Raw genomic sequence first — 13,464 nt, forward strand, 5'->3', positions numbered from 1 at the left:
CAGGACACCCTATCATGCGCCTATCCCTTCTTCCCGTCTTCGTCTTCCTGATGCCGCTCGCCGAAATCGCCGGCTTCATCATCGTCGGGAAGGTGGTGGGCCTGTGGGCGACTTTGGCGCTGGTCATCCTGAGCGCGCTGCTCGGGGCCGCGCTCCTGAGAATCCAGGGTATCGGCATCCTGCAGCGCATTTCGACCGAAAGCCGCAATGGCGGCGATCCCGGCCGGGAGATGGTGCATGGCGCCATGATCGTGGTGGCCGCCTTTTTGCTGATGCTGCCCGGCTTCATTTCCGATATAATCGGCCTGCTGCTCTTCATCCCCGCCGTGCGCGAACTGGCCTGGACGGTTCTGCGCAAGCGCATCGTGGTGCTCGGCTCGTCGCGCGCCTTCCGGCGCGGTCCCGGATACACATCCGGTCCGGGCGGCGCTCCAGGCCCGCAGCCCCGCCAGCCGGGTGGTGGACAGGTGGTCGATCTCGACGAGACGGATTTCCACCGCGAGCCCGATCGCAACTCTCCCTGGTCCGACCGGAAACGGCTTGAAGACTAGCAAGAAAGGCCGGAATCAGCCCAGGCCTCAAGGGTTGTAAGCCCTTATGCGAAATGCTAGATGGCGACACCCATAGACGTCAGAGGAAACCCCATGGCCAACGAGAACAGCGGCAACGGCGCAGCCAGCCCGAGCCTTACCATCCTTGCTCAATACACCAAGGATCTCTCCTTCGAAAATCCGGGCGCTCCGCGCTCGCTGCAGGCCCGGGAAAACGCTCCCGACATCAATATCAATGTCAACGTCAATGCCAATCCGCTGTCGGATTCGGATTTCGACGTCGTGCTGACGCTGAGCGCCGAAGCCAAGGACGGCGATCGGGTTCTCTTCCACACCGAGCTGGTCTATGGCGGCGTCTTCCGCGTCACCGGCTTCCCGCAGGAACATATGCTGCCGCTGCTCTTCATCGAGTGCCCGCGCCTGCTGTTCCCCTTCGCCCGCCAGATCATCGCCGACATCACCCGCAACGGCGGCTTCCCGCCGCTGATGATCGACCCGATCGATTTCGCGCAGATGTTCACGCAGCGCATGGCCGAAGAACAGACCCGCGCGCAGGTGTCTTCGGTTCCGAACTAAGCTTTTCGCATCTTTCACCGATGCAGACGAAAATGCCCGGATCATCGTCCGGGCATTTTTCGTTTAGGGACCATACCGTGCACTGCTTGCCATTATGGTGAAATTTGCTAGACGGGAATTCCGGCTCAATCCGAAGGGGACAATCATGCCGGATCTTTCCACACTCACAGTTTTTGCCGCCGCCGCCGTGGTCCTCACCGCTACGCCCGGCCCCGATATGCTGCTCATCGCATCGCGTAGCGTCAGCCAGGGGCGAGCAGCGGGGTTTCTGACCTATGCGGGCATCGCGCTTGGCACCTATTGTCATGCCCTGGCCGCGGCGCTCGGCCTCTCGCAGCTCTTCGCGACCGTGCCGATCGCCTATGAGATCGTCCGCTGGGCCGGCTGCGCCTACCTTCTTTACCTGGCGTACAAGACGATCCGCTCCGAAGGAGCAAACGTTTCTCCGATATCCGCCCCGAAGCCGCTTTCGAACAGCCGAATTGTCACGGAAGGCCTGGCGACCAACCTTCTGAACCCGAAAATGGTGCTGTTCGTCCTTGCGCTCTTCCCGCAATTCGTCAGCCCGGAAGGCGGGTCGATGGTCGGGCAGATGTTCCTGCTCGCCACGATATTGAATGGAATCGGTTTCGTTGTGAATGGCTCGGTCATCCTGATCGGCAGCCATATCCGCGTCCGCCTTTCCGGCTTCGTCCGCTTCCCGAAGCTGCCGCAATATCTTCTCGCCGCGGTGTTCACGGGTCTTGCCTGCCGGCTTGCGCTCGGAAGCAGAACCTAGCCGTGCCTCTGCCGGTCGGAATATCTAGGCGCGGTATTTCGACCAGATGCCCTTTTCCCCGAGCTTGGCGATCAGCGCCGCATGCGCCGCCTCTTCGTCCTCGCTCATCCGGCTCGGCAGGGGAGACGGCCGCGTCATGATCTCCACGACGACATCCTCCACCTCGTCATTGCGGCGGGAGCGCGCGGAAGACCCGTTGCTGCTGCCGAGGCCAAGCGCCGTCTGCCGACCGCCGATCATCTCGATATAGACTTCGGCCAGCAGTTCGGAGTCGAGAAGCGCGCCGTGCTTGGTGCGATGCGAGTTGTCGATGCCGTAGCGACGGCAGAGCGCATCCAGCGAATTCGGCCCCATGGGATGCTTGCGCCGCGCCATGGCCAGCGTATCGATCACCATATCCGGCAGGATCGGCGGACGGCCAAGGCGGGCGAATTCGGCATTGACGAAACCCATGTCGAAGGTGGCGTTGTGGGCGATCCACTTGGCGCCCTCGAAAAAGGCGAGGATCTGGTCGGCGACGTCGGCGAAGGGCGGCTTGTCCTTCAGCGATTCGTCGGTGATGCCGTGCACGGCCAGCGCATCCGGGTGAACCTTGCGGTCGCCGGGATTTATATAGAGATGCAGTGTCTTGCCGGTCGGGAAATGGTTGAAAAGCTCGATGCCGCCGATTTCGATGATACGATCCGCCCTGTTGTCGAGACCGGTGGTTTCCGTATCGAAGATGATTTCGCGCATGTCAGGGCTCCCCGCCTGTGGGTTGGTCTCCGGCCGGCTGCCGCCGCAGATCGGCTATGATGGTTCTCACCTGCTCCCGCGTGGTGTCGATACTGTGGCTGGTGTCGATGACATAATCGGCCCTGGCCCGCTTCTCGGCATCCGGCGTCTGGCGCGAGAGAATCACATTGAATTTTTCCTCCGTCATGCCCGGCCGGGCAAGCACCCTCTCCCTTTGAATCTGTGGATCGCAGCTGACGACGACGATCTTGTCGACCCTCTTGTCCGCACCCGTCTCGAACAGCAGGGGAATGTCGAGCACGACGATATCGGCGCCGGCTGCCTGTTGCTCTTGAAGGAACTTGCGCTCGCGCTCACGCACCAGCGGATGCACGATCGCTTCCAGCCGTTTGAAACCGGAGGGATCGGCGGCAAGCCTGCGGCCGAGTTCCTGCCGGTTGACGGCACCATTTTCGGTCGTTCCCGGAAAGGCCGCCTCGACCAGAGGCACGGCCTCGCCGGTATAAAGGTCATGCACCACGGCGTCGGCGTCGTTGACCGCAATGCCAGCTTCGGCGAAGAGCTTCCCCGAGGTCGACTTCCCCATCCCGATCGAACCCGTGAGACCGACGCGGATCATCAATGTCCATCCATATCCGCGATGATCAATGCTCTTAGCATCTCATCGACCTTCGGACGCTTGCCGAACCATTTTTCGAAGCCAGGCGCGGCCTGGTGCAGCAGCATGCCGAGACCATCGACAATGGCGAAGCCCTGCTGTTCGGCCTGCGCCAAGAGCGGCGTCTTCAACGGAACATAGACGATATCGGTGACAACGGCGTTTCCAGCCAGCGGTGAGAAATCGATCAGGGGCGCCTCTTCGCCGTCCATGCCGAGCGAGGTCGTGTTGACGAAAAGACCGGCACCCTGCATCACCTCGGCCAGCGCCGGCATCGGATGGGCATGCACCCGCGGACCGAAACGGTCGGCCAGTTCCCGCGCCCGCGCTACGGTGCGGTTGATGACATGGATCTCCCGGATGCCGCGGTCGCGCACCGCCTGGATCACGGCCCGGCTCGCCCCGCCGGCACCGAGGATCACGGCGCGGTCGGTGCTGTCCCAGCCTGCCTGACGCTCATCCAGATTGGCGGTGAAGCCGCGGCCGTCGGTGTTGGTGGCATGCAGCAGCCCGTCCTCGAGCCAGAGCGTGTTCGAGGCGCCAAGTTCCTCGGACAAGTCATCCGGCCGATCCGCCAGCTTGAATGCCATCTCCTTGTGCGGGATCGTGACGTTGCCGCCGACAAAATCGGACGAGCCGTCCTTCAATCCGGCGATGAAGGCCGGAAAATCCTCCGGCGTCACTTCGACGGCACGATAGCTGCCGGCAAGATGAAGCGTGCGCAGCCAGTGACCATGGATCAAGGGTGAACGCGAATGCTTGACGGGATAGCCGGTGACGAAGGCATTCGGCGCGGATGTTTCACGTGAATCACCCATCGATCGCCCCCAATTCACGAAGTTTCTGCAACAGCGGCAGCATCGGCAGGCCAAGGATGGTGAAATAGTCGCCGTCGATCTTCGAGAAAAGCTGGATGCCCTCCCCCTCGAGCTGATAGGCGCCGACGCTCGACATCGCCTTGTCGCCGACGCGGTTCAGATGCCGATGGATGAAGCCGGCGGACAGATCCCGCATGGTCAGCTCGGCATGGGAAATATGCTCCCAGATGATATCGCCATTCAGCGCCAGTGCGACGGCGCTGTTCAGACGGTGGGTCTTGCCGGACAGGCTTTGCAGATGGCCTTCGGCCTCGGCCATCGTCTTCGGCTTGTGAAAGACCTGATCGCCAAGCGACATGGTCTGATCCGAACCGATCACCAGCGAGCCGGCAAAACGGTCGCTCACCTCCTTGGCCTTGGCTTTGCCCAGTACCAGCGCCACCGCATCCGGCTTGGCCCCATCCCGCTCCAGCGGCGCCTCGACCGCGCGCTCGTCGATATCGGCGGCAACGGCTTTGAATTGCAGGCCGGCATTGTCCATCAGCATCCGCCGGAACGGGCTGGAGGAAGCAAGGATGAGCGGCATTGTCATGATCGGAGAACCTTAAAAATAACGCTGTGCAGCGCCTGGAGCGTTTCATGGAATTGCGGAAACGCTCTAACGTTTTGTTTTTATGCAATTCCGGGCGGAAAATCGCTGCACGCTTTTCCTGGAATTGCTCTAGCGCAGCTTCGGGCGCAGGGCAACAATGGCTGCCGCCGTCTCCTCGATCGAGCGCCGGGTGACATCGATGATCGGCCAATTATGCCTGGTGCACAGCGAGCGGGCATATTTCAGCTCCTCGGAGATGGTGGCGCGATCGGTGTAGCCGCCGCGGTCGAAGCCCGGCGTGGTGCCGAGGATACGGTTTTCGCGAACCTGCGATATGCGATCGGTGGTCGCCACCAGTCCGACGATCAACGGCTTGGTGGCCCGCAGCAGACTTTCCGGCAGGGGAACACCATGAACGATCGGGATATTGGCTGTTTTGATGCCCCTGTTCGCCAGATAGATGCTGGTCGGCGTCTTCGAAGTCCGGCTGATGCCGATAATGACGACGTCGGCGTCATTATAATCGTCCGGCATCTGACCGTCGTCATGATCCATGGTGAAGTTCAGCGCTTCGATGCGCGCGAAATAGTCGGCGTTCATCACATGCTGGGCGCCGACGCGCCGGCGCGACGCCGTGCCCAGATAGGTCTGGAAGACGTTCATCACCGGTTCAAGCACGTTGACGCAGGGTACGCCCATCTCGCGGCAGCGCTCATCGATGAAATCGGCAAGCTCGCGATCGACGATCGTATAGAGGACGATGCCAGGACTATGATCGATCGCCTGCAGCACCGGCAGCAGCTGCTTGCGATTCCTGATCAGCGGATAGACGTGCTCGATCGGTTGACTGGCATGGAATTGCACTGACGCGGCCCGACCGGCGGAGATCAGAGTCTCGCCCGTTGAGTCAGAAATCAGATGCAGATGAAAGAAGCTTGTCCGGTTTTCCACGCTACTTTCCATCACCTGTTGATATCTTGGGAGAGAAGAGAGGTACGGGAAGCGCCCGGTCGGGGGCAAGTGGAAAACCGCCGACTTTTCCACATTTCGAATTTTGGCCGCAGCGCCTCAGTGGGATTGTGGGCAATGTGGATAAGCTGATTTTGATCCGGACGCTCCCCAGTTTTTCCCCAGATCGGATCGAAATGAAATCTCCAGCAAGCACCTGGAAAGATTGATCTAAGCCTGATCTTATCCACATATCCCGGCGCCCATTTGATTTCTTTGCCGCAATCGAGGCCGAGGCGCGACATTTTGGATCGGTCGTGGATGGATTTTAATCCTTGATAGTCACCGACTCTAAGAAATAGAAACCTTTTAAATATCTTTGGTTTTTAGATGGGATAAGTCATTGAGCGACGAGCGCCGGAAGATCATGAGGGTACTTGGCGGAGAAACGCTGAGCCCTCCCCCTCTCTGGCTAATGCGTCAGGCAGGCCGCTATCTTCCGGAATATCGGGAGACGAGAGCGAAGGTCGGCAGCTTTCTCGATCTCTGTTACAGCCCGGAACATGCCGTCGAGGTGACGCTGCAACCCATTCGTCGTTACGGTTTCGACGCGGCAATCCTGTTTTCCGATATTCTGGTCATTCCCGATGCGTTGAAACGCAATGTCCGCTTTACCGAGGGGCATGGTCCTGAAATGGAGCCGATCGACGAGGCGGGCATTTTCGCGCTGAAAGCGGATGGCGTACTTGGGCATGTCGCTCCCGTCATGGAAACGGTGCGGCGGCTGCGCAGCGAACTGCCTGATGAAACGACGCTTCTCGGTTTCTGCGGAGCGCCATGGACGGTCGCGACCTATATGATCGCCGGCCACGGCACGCCGGACCAGGCCCCTGCCCGGCTCTTCGCCTATCAATATCCAAAGGCGTTCGAGCATCTGCTGACGCTGCTTGCGGATATCTCGGCCGATTACCTGGTGGCGCAGATCGATGCCGGCGCCGATGCCGTGCAGATCTTTGATTCCTGGGCCGGCGTGCTCGGTGAAAAGGAGTTCGAGGCTTTCGCTGCCAGGCCGGTCGCGAGAATGATCGCATCGGTCAAGGCACGGAGGCCGCAGGCAAGGATCATCGCCTTTGCCAAGGGGGCTGGATATCAGCTGAAGACCTACCGGCAGAAGACCGGCGCCGATGCGATCGGGCTCGACTGGTCCGTGCCGCTGGCCTTTGCCAAGGAGCTGCAACGGGAGGGACCGGTGCAGGGCAATCTCGATCCGATGCGCGTGGTTGCCGGTGGCAGAGCTCTGGAAGACGGGATCGATGACATATTGCAGCAGCTGGGCAACGGCCCGCTGATCTTCAATCTCGGCCACGGTATCACGCCGCAGGCCAATCCCGCCCATGTCTCGGCGCTTGTCGAACGCGTGCGGGCCTGGAAAGGCTGAGGGTATGAGCGACCGACCGCAGGAGAAGCAGACGGACCCTCGTCCCGGCGCCTATGCCAGCCGGCGCGCCTATTTCATGATCCTGGCCTTCATTGTTTTGGCGATCGTGCTGTTTGCCTGGCATCCGGACAATCTCTATCTCTGGATCAAGGCGCTGCATATCATCGCGGTGATCTCGTGGATGGCGGGTCTTTTCTATATGCCGCGGCTCTTCATCTACCATACCGATGCGGAGCCAGGCTCGCAGCAATCGGAGACCTTCAAGGTGATGGAACGGCGGCTTCTGCGCGTGATCATGACGCCGGCCATGATGCTGACCTGGATTTTCGGCCTCTATCTCGCCTGGTCCGTCTATGATTTCCAGGGCGGCTGGCTGCATGCCAAGATCGGCCTCGTCGTGCTGCTGACGGGCGTCCATATGTTTTTCAGCCGCGCCGTGCGGGCGTTCGGGCGCGATGAGAACCGCTATTCCGCCCGCTACTGGCGCCTGATGAACGAGGCGCCGACGGTGCTGATGATCCTGATCGTCATTCTGGTGGTGGTGAAGCCGTTTGCTTGAAACGGGCGGGATTTCGCGCCGACGTTAAATTTTCTTGTTTTCGTCCGCCCCCCTTGCGGGGCACAAAGTGAATCGCTATTTTCCCGCCATCTCTTCTTCGTGGCATGTATCAGTTCTGTCGCTCGCGAATATCCCTCTCGCGGTTCTGAATACGACCAACATTGCCTTTCCCCTCCGATAAAACACAGAGTAAATCCCTTCATGGCTGAAATGAAGCTCCAAGAACTTAAGAACAAATCCCCGACCGATCTCCTGGCTTTTGCTGAATCGCTCGAGGTCGAAAATGCCAGCACGATGCGCAAACAGGAATTGATGTTTGCCATCCTGAAGGTTCTGGCCAGCCAGGACGTGGAAATCATCGGTGAGGGTGTTGTCGAAGTTCTGCAGGATGGGTTCGGCTTTCTGCGTTCGGCCAATGCGAACTATCTTCCGGGTCCGGACGACATCTATATCTCGCCGTCGCAGATCCGCCGCTTCTCGCTGAAGACCGGCGACACCGTCGAGGGCCCGATCCGCGGACCGAAGGAAGGCGAGCGCTATTTCGCGCTGCTGAAGGTCAACACCATCAATTTCGACGATCCGGAAAAGATCCGTCACAAGGTCCATTTCGACAATCTGACGCCGCTCTATCCGAACGAGCGTTTCCGCATGGAACTCGACGTTCCCACCTCGAAGGATCTGTCGCCCCGCGTCATCGATCTCGTGGCGCCGCTCGGCAAGGGCCAGCGTGGCCTGATCGTCGCGCCGCCGCGCACCGGTAAGACCGTCCTGCTCCAGAACATTGCCCATTCCATCACGGCGAACCATCCGGACTGCTACCTGATCGTTCTCCTGATCGACGAGCGTCCGGAAGAAGTGACCGACATGCAACGCTCCGTGCGCGGCGAAGTCATTTCCTCGACCTTCGACGAGCCAGCCGTGCGCCACGTCCAAGTGGCTGAAATGGTCATCGAGAAGGCCAAGCGTCTGGTCGAGCATGGCCGCGACGTGGTCATCCTGCTCGATTCGATCACCCGCCTCGGCCGCGCCTACAACACCGTCGTTCCCTCCTCCGGCAAGGTTCTGACCGGCGGTGTCGACGCCAACGCCCTGCAGCGTCCGAAGCGCTTCTTCGGTGCTGCGCGTAACATCGAGGAAGGCGGTTCGCTGACGATCATCGCCACGGCGCTGATCGATACCGGCAGCCGCATGGACGAAGTGATCTTCGAAGAATTCAAGGGCACCGGCAACTCGGAAATTGTCCTCGACCGCAAGGTTGCCGACAAGCGCATCTTCCCGGCTATGGATATCCTCAAGTCCGGCACGCGCAAGGAAGACCTGCTGGTGCCGCGCCAGGATCTGCAGAAGATCTTCGTTCTGCGCCGCATCCTGGCACCGATGGGCACCACCGATGCCATCGAGTTCCTCATCGACAAGCTGAAGCAGACGAAGAACAATCCGGATTTCTTCGATTCGATGAATACGTAATCCTTAGCCGGATTCTCGCCTGTTCAGGCGCGGAAGAGGCTGACATATGCAATGATCGGGCCGCGTTTTTGCGGCCCGTTCTATTTGTGGCGCGTCCTTATGCAATTATCCTGACCGATGTCGATTCGTCGGCCGTCGAAGTTCAGTCCGTATTTGTGCGTTGTATATTCCGGCGATGAGGCAGGAGAGAAACATGCACGTGGATGATTTCGGAAATGTCGGTGCCGCCTATCAGGCCTATTCCGAGGGGATACGCGGCAGAATCCGCCACGAGCTGATATTCGAGGCGGTGCGCGAACGAACGCCCGTTGGCGGCACCATATTGGATATGGGATGCGGCGATGGTGAAATGTCGCTGCGTCTCGCGGAAGCGGGCTTTAGAGTGCTGGGAGTCGACGTTTCGGCTGAGATGCTGCGCCGCGCAGAACTGCGCAAGGTGGCGTTATCCCCGGATGTGGGCGCGTGCGTTGAATTTGCCGCTGGCGATATCGCAAGTTTCGAGCCGGGACGAATGTTCGACGCCGTTTGCAGCCACGGCGTCTTGATGTATCTGGACGATAGCGTTCCGGCTATCCGCAAATTGGCGGCTCATGTCGCCCCTGGCGGCCTGCTCAGCATCATGTCGCGAAACCTGTTGGCCAATGGCTTTCGTGAAGCGCTTCGCGGCGATTATGGTATAGCGAGGCGGCTGATCGAAACGGGTGAGCCGAGCAGCACGGGAAATTTGGGGATCAGTACGCGAGCGGACGATCCCCTGATGATCATGGGTGAAATGGAAGCTTGCGGTTTTGCTGACTGCGACTGGCAGGGAGTAAGGATTTTCTCCGATCATCTCGATGCTTGTTCTTTCGAGGAACAGCAGGCGCTCGAGCTGATTGCACTGGAGCGGGCGGCTGCGCGGCGCGATCCCTATCGCGCCATGGCGCGCCTTTTCCACGCGATGGGCCGAAAGGCAGCTTAAATATATGTTGTCGTCCGGGTGGCAAATCGATTCGGATGCGGATCAATCGGAATGAAAGCATGAACGATACCATTTTCGCGCTCTCCAGCGGTGCTCCGCCGGCCGGCGTGGCTGTCATAAGGGTCAGCGGGCCGGCGACGATGGATGCGATCACGGCACTGGCGGGATCGCTACCGAAGCCGCGGCATGCGGCATTGAAAACGATTCGGACTCGTAACGGTCTTACTGTCGACCAGGGCTTGATCCTGATTTTCCCCTCGCCGGCGTCTTTCACCGGTGAGGATTGTGCCGAAATCCATATCCATGGCGGCAAGGCGGTGGTTGCGGCGCTGTTGCAGGAACTGTCTACGTTTTCCGATTGCCGTTTGGCCGAGCATGGCGAGTTTTCCCGCCGGGCGCTTGAAAACGGCAAGATGGATCTTGTCGAAATCGAAGGCCTGGCCGATCTGATTGCTGCTGAGACGGAAATGCAGCGCCGCCTGGCGGTGGAGCATACGGCGGGCGGGCTCTCAAAGCTCTATCAGGAGTGGGCCGATCGCCTGACCCGGGCACGTGCCCTGATCGAGGCGGAGCTGGATTTTGCCGATGAGGACGATGTGCCGGGCTCGGTGTCCGACATGGTCTGGGAGGATATGGCGCGGCTCCAGGCGGAAGTGCGCGGGCATCTCGCCGGCGCCGATTTCGGCGAGATCATCCGTGATGGGCTGAAGGTGGTGATCGCGGGCGCGCCGAATGCCGGCAAGTCGAGCCTGATGAATGCGCTTGCCCGCCGCGAGGTGGCGATCGTAACCGATATAGCCGGCACGACCCGCGATGTTCTGCATGTCGATCTCAACATCGAGGGCTATGCGGTGAAGCTCTATGACACCGCCGGCCTGCGCGAAACGGAAGAAATGATCGAGCGCGAGGGGATTCGGCGGGCGCTGAAAACGGCGGCGGACGCGGATATCATTCTGTCGCTGGCGGAGATCGGCACCGCGCCGGAGACGGAGTTTGCCGGCTTTACCGGAAAGATTTTCCGCATCGGCACCAAGTCCGATCTCCATCCGGAAGACAGGGGCGCCTACGATCTCTGTATTTCCTCCACCACCGGCGCTGGCTTGCCGGAGCTTCACGGGCTGCTTGCCAATGATCTTCAGGCGCGGTCCGAGGCTCTGTCGCTGGCTCTGCCGAGCCGCTTGAGACATCGTACGTTGTTGAATGATAGCCTTGCGGCTCTATCGCAGGCCGTTAACTCCACGTCTGCCGGCTTGGATATTCGCGCCGAATATCTGCGCCAGGCCGGACATAGCCTTGGCCGCATTACCGGCAGGGTCGATGTCGAAGATCTGTTGGATGTTATTTTTTCCGAGTTCTGCATCGGTAAATGATTCACGTGAAACATGGCCTTGGAATGAAAGCGCCGGAACGTTTCACGTGAAACCTTCTTGACTCCTGAAATTGCTGTGCCAAACAGACGGCAACAGTGAAGGGCTATGGCAATGCTCGATACAATATATGATGTCATCGTTGTGGGTGGCGGACATGCGGGTAGCGAAGCTGCGGCCGCGGCCGCGCGGCTGGGTGCAAAAACCGCGCTTGTTACGCATAAGCGCGACACAATCGGTGTCATGTCCTGCAACCCGGCGATTGGCGGTCTTGGCAAGGGGCATCTGGTTCGTGAGATCGATGCGCTCGATGGTCTGATGGGCCGTGTCGCCGATGCTGGCGGTATTCAATTCCGGATGCTCAACCGCAAGAAGGGCCCGGCGGTCCGCGGTCCGCGTACACAGGCGGACCGCAAGCTGTACCGTCTGGCCATGCAGGCCGAGATCCCGGCGATCGGAAATCTGGAAGTGATCGAGGGCGATGCCTTCGATCTCGCCGTCGATCATGGCCGGGTGTCGGCGGTAATTCTTGCCGATGGCCGGACGCTGCGTTGCGGTGCCGTGGTCTTGACGACCGGCACCTTCCTGCGTGGGCTCATTCACATCGGCGACAAGAAAATCCCGGCGGGCCGCGTCGGCGAAAAGCCGTCGGTTGGCTTGTCGGCAACGCTTCAACGCTACAATTTGGCGCTGGGCCGGTTGAAGACGGGAACGCCGGCGCGCCTCGACGGTACGACGATCGACTGGGATACGGTTGGACGTCAGGGTGCCGATGACGAACCGGTGCCCTTCTCCTTCATGACCGATCGCATCGTGAATCCGCAGATCGAATGCGGGGTCACGCGAACGACGCCGGCAACGCATAAGATCATTGCCGATAACCTCGGGCGATCCGCCATGTATTCCGGGCAGATCGAGGGTATCGGTCCACGCTATTGCCCGTCCATCGAGGACAAGATCGTCAAGTTTGGCGAACGCGACGGCCACCAGATTTTCCTGGAACCGGAAGGCCTGGACGATAGCACCGTTTATCCGAATGGTATTTCGACCTCCCTCCCCGAGGAGGTTCAGGACGCCTTCATCAGAACCATTCCGGGTCTGGAACGAGTTCGTATCCTGCAAAGTGGCTATGCGATCGAATATGATCATGTCGATCCGCGCGAGCTGAAGCCTTCGTTGGAAGTGGTCAAGATTCCGGGCTTGTTCCTTGCTGGGCAGATCAATGGAACCACTGGTTACGAGGAGGCTGGGGCGCAGGGCTTGATTGCCGGTCTGAATGCCGCGCGCCTGGCATCTGGCGGCGATGCTATCCAGTTGAGCCGGACGGAATCCTATATCGGGGTGATGATCGACGATCTGACGTCGCGCGGTGTTGCCGAGCCCTATCGCATGTTCACCTCGCGGGCGGAGTATCGCCTGTCCTTGCGTGCCGACAATGCCGATGTACGGCTGACTCCGCTTGGGCTGTCGATCGGTTGCGTCGAAGGTGACCGTGCCGCACGCTTTGGCGAATACATGGAACGGCTGGAAAAGGCGCGGTCGCTGTTAAAGCAGCTGAACGTGACGCCCAGCGAAGCGGAAAAGGCCGGGCTGCATCTGAACAAGGATGGGCAGCGTCGATCGGCTTATGATCTGCTTTCTTATCCGGATCAGTCGATCACTTCCCTGTCGAGGTTGTGGCCGGAGCTGCAGGCCATCGACCGCCGCGTTGCCGATGCCGTCGAGATCGAAGCGGCCTATGCCGTCTACATGGATCGTCAGACGTCGGATATCGTTCAGGTTCGGCGCGAGGAAGAGCGGGTCATTCCCGCGGATTTCGATTTCGCCGCGCTGTCGGGTCTTTCGAATGAGCTGAAGCAGAAGCTGGGCGTGGCACGGCCGAAGAATATTGCCCAGGCCTCGCGCATCGACGGAATGACGCCGGCGGCGATTTCGCTGCTGCTGGCGCATCTGCGGAAGCTGGCGGCCGCCGGTGAGCAGAAGATGGTCTCCTGAGATTGCAAGGTGTGAGAGTCC

14 protein-coding genes are annotated in these 13,464 nt (G+C 60.1%); 9 read left to right on the forward strand and 5 right to left on the reverse strand.

Annotation, left to right across the window (positions count from 1 at the left end; genetic code table 11):
* The first annotated feature begins 14 nt into the window (after nt 1–14).
* From FHX11_RS22110 to FHX11_RS22120, 3 genes are all read left to right on the forward strand, one after another.
* Entirely contained in the window at nt 15–551 is a 537-nt protein-coding gene (locus tag FHX11_RS22110; protein ID WP_184360865.1) for an FxsA family protein, read from the forward strand.
* Between the two features lie 93 nt (nt 552–644).
* The gene (secB, locus tag FHX11_RS22115; RefSeq protein WP_184360868.1) at nt 645–1,127 is read left to right on the forward strand and encodes a protein-export chaperone SecB; all 483 of its coding nucleotides are present in this window, start codon (nt 645–647) and stop codon (nt 1,125–1,127) included.
* A 145-nt stretch (nt 1,128–1,272) separates the two neighbouring features.
* The gene (locus FHX11_RS22120; protein ID WP_184360871.1) at nt 1,273–1,905 is read left to right on the forward strand and encodes a LysE family translocator; all 633 of its coding nucleotides are present in this window, start codon (nt 1,273–1,275) and stop codon (nt 1,903–1,905) included.
* A gap of 24 nt (nt 1,906–1,929) precedes the next feature.
* On the opposite strand, the gene dnaQ is transcribed toward FHX11_RS22120, so the two are convergent.
* From dnaQ to FHX11_RS22145, 5 genes are all read right to left on the reverse strand, one after another.
* Nucleotides 1,930–2,640: a DNA polymerase III subunit epsilon gene (dnaQ, locus tag FHX11_RS22125; RefSeq protein WP_184360874.1), complete on the reverse strand. Its 711-nt coding sequence runs from the start codon at nt 2,638–2,640 to the stop codon at nt 1,930–1,932.
* A gap of 1 nt (nt 2,641) precedes the next feature.
* On the reverse strand, nt 2,642–3,259 hold the full coding sequence (gene coaE / locus FHX11_RS22130) for a dephospho-CoA kinase (RefSeq protein WP_184360878.1): 618 nt from the start codon (nt 3,257–3,259) through the stop codon (nt 2,642–2,644).
* Entirely contained in the window at nt 3,259–4,116 is an 858-nt protein-coding gene (locus FHX11_RS22135) for a shikimate dehydrogenase (RefSeq protein ID WP_184360881.1), read from the reverse strand. Before FHX11_RS22135 ends, coaE begins: the two co-directional genes overlap by 1 nt.
* Nucleotides 4,109–4,708 carry a Maf-like protein gene (locus FHX11_RS22140; protein ID WP_184360883.1) on the reverse strand — a complete coding sequence of 200 codons (600 nt, stop codon included), beginning with the start codon at nt 4,706–4,708 and terminating at the stop codon, nt 4,109–4,111. Before FHX11_RS22140 ends, FHX11_RS22135 begins: the two co-directional genes overlap by 8 nt.
* A gap of 129 nt (nt 4,709–4,837) precedes the next feature.
* A complete protein-coding gene (locus FHX11_RS22145) occupies nt 4,838–5,659 on the reverse strand; it encodes a pyruvate, water dikinase regulatory protein (protein ID WP_184360886.1) in 822 nt (273 codons plus the stop codon).
* A gap of 400 nt (nt 5,660–6,059) precedes the next feature.
* On the opposite strand from FHX11_RS22145, the gene hemE reads away from it, so the two are divergent.
* The 6 genes from hemE (at nt 6,060) to mnmG (ending at nt 13,443) form a co-directional block, all read left to right on the forward strand.
* Complete coding sequence (gene hemE / locus FHX11_RS22150; protein ID WP_184360889.1) at nt 6,060–7,094, forward strand: uroporphyrinogen decarboxylase; 1,035 nt, start codon at nt 6,060–6,062, stop codon at nt 7,092–7,094.
* Nucleotides 7,095–7,098: 4 nt separating this feature from the next.
* On the forward strand, nt 7,099–7,653 hold the full coding sequence (gene hemJ, locus FHX11_RS22155; protein WP_184360892.1) for a protoporphyrinogen oxidase HemJ: 555 nt from the start codon (nt 7,099–7,101) through the stop codon (nt 7,651–7,653).
* A gap of 201 nt (nt 7,654–7,854) precedes the next feature.
* The gene (gene rho / locus FHX11_RS22160; protein WP_004127423.1) at nt 7,855–9,120 is read left to right on the forward strand and encodes a transcription termination factor Rho; all 1,266 of its coding nucleotides are present in this window, start codon (nt 7,855–7,857) and stop codon (nt 9,118–9,120) included.
* Nucleotides 9,121–9,313: 193 nt separating this feature from the next.
* Nucleotides 9,314–10,081 carry a methyltransferase gene (locus FHX11_RS22165; protein ID WP_184360895.1) on the forward strand — a complete coding sequence of 256 codons (768 nt, stop codon included), beginning with the start codon at nt 9,314–9,316 and terminating at the stop codon, nt 10,079–10,081.
* A 35-nt stretch (nt 10,082–10,116) separates the two neighbouring features.
* The gene (gene mnmE / locus FHX11_RS22170) at nt 10,117–11,451 is read left to right on the forward strand and encodes a tRNA uridine-5-carboxymethylaminomethyl(34) synthesis GTPase MnmE (RefSeq protein ID WP_184360898.1); all 1,335 of its coding nucleotides are present in this window, start codon (nt 10,117–10,119) and stop codon (nt 11,449–11,451) included.
* Between the two features lie 111 nt (nt 11,452–11,562).
* Entirely contained in the window at nt 11,563–13,443 is a 1,881-nt protein-coding gene (gene mnmG, locus FHX11_RS22175) for a tRNA uridine-5-carboxymethylaminomethyl(34) synthesis enzyme MnmG (protein WP_184360901.1), read from the forward strand.
* The last annotated feature ends 21 nt before the right edge of the window (nt 13,444–13,464 follow it).

It is taken from the genome of Rhizobium sp. BK602 (assembly GCF_014195095.1).
Taxonomy (GTDB): Bacteria; Pseudomonadota; Alphaproteobacteria; order Rhizobiales; family Rhizobiaceae; genus Rhizobium.

Bases quoted from the DNA above. Each gene is read 5' to 3' on its own strand.
- FHX11_RS22110 (WP_184360865.1), top strand. From the start codon at position 15: ATGCGCCTATCCCTTCTTCCCGTCTTCGTCTTCCTGATGCCGCTCGCC.
- secB (WP_184360868.1), top strand. From the start codon at position 645: ATGGCCAACGAGAACAGCGGCAACGGCGCAGCCAGCCCGAGCCTTACC.
- FHX11_RS22120 (WP_184360871.1), top strand. From the start codon at position 1,273: ATGCCGGATCTTTCCACACTCACAGTTTTTGCCGCCGCCGCCGTGGTC.
- dnaQ (WP_184360874.1), bottom strand. From the start codon at position 2,640: ATGCGCGAAATCATCTTCGATACGGAAACCACCGGTCTCGACAACAGG.
- coaE (WP_184360878.1), bottom strand. From the start codon at position 3,259: ATGATCCGCGTCGGTCTCACGGGTTCGATCGGGATGGGGAAGTCGACC.
- FHX11_RS22135 (WP_184360881.1), bottom strand. From the start codon at position 4,116: ATGGGTGATTCACGTGAAACATCCGCGCCGAATGCCTTCGTCACCGGC.
- FHX11_RS22140 (WP_184360883.1), bottom strand. From the start codon at position 4,708: ATGACAATGCCGCTCATCCTTGCTTCCTCCAGCCCGTTCCGGCGGATG.
- hemJ (WP_184360892.1), top strand. From the start codon at position 7,099: ATGAGCGACCGACCGCAGGAGAAGCAGACGGACCCTCGTCCCGGCGCC.
- rho (WP_004127423.1), top strand. From the start codon at position 7,855: ATGGCTGAAATGAAGCTCCAAGAACTTAAGAACAAATCCCCGACCGAT.
- FHX11_RS22165 (WP_184360895.1), top strand. From the start codon at position 9,314: ATGCACGTGGATGATTTCGGAAATGTCGGTGCCGCCTATCAGGCCTAT.
- mnmE (WP_184360898.1), top strand. From the start codon at position 10,117: ATGCGGATCAATCGGAATGAAAGCATGAACGATACCATTTTCGCGCTC.
- mnmG (WP_184360901.1), top strand. From the start codon at position 11,563: ATGCTCGATACAATATATGATGTCATCGTTGTGGGTGGCGGACATGCG.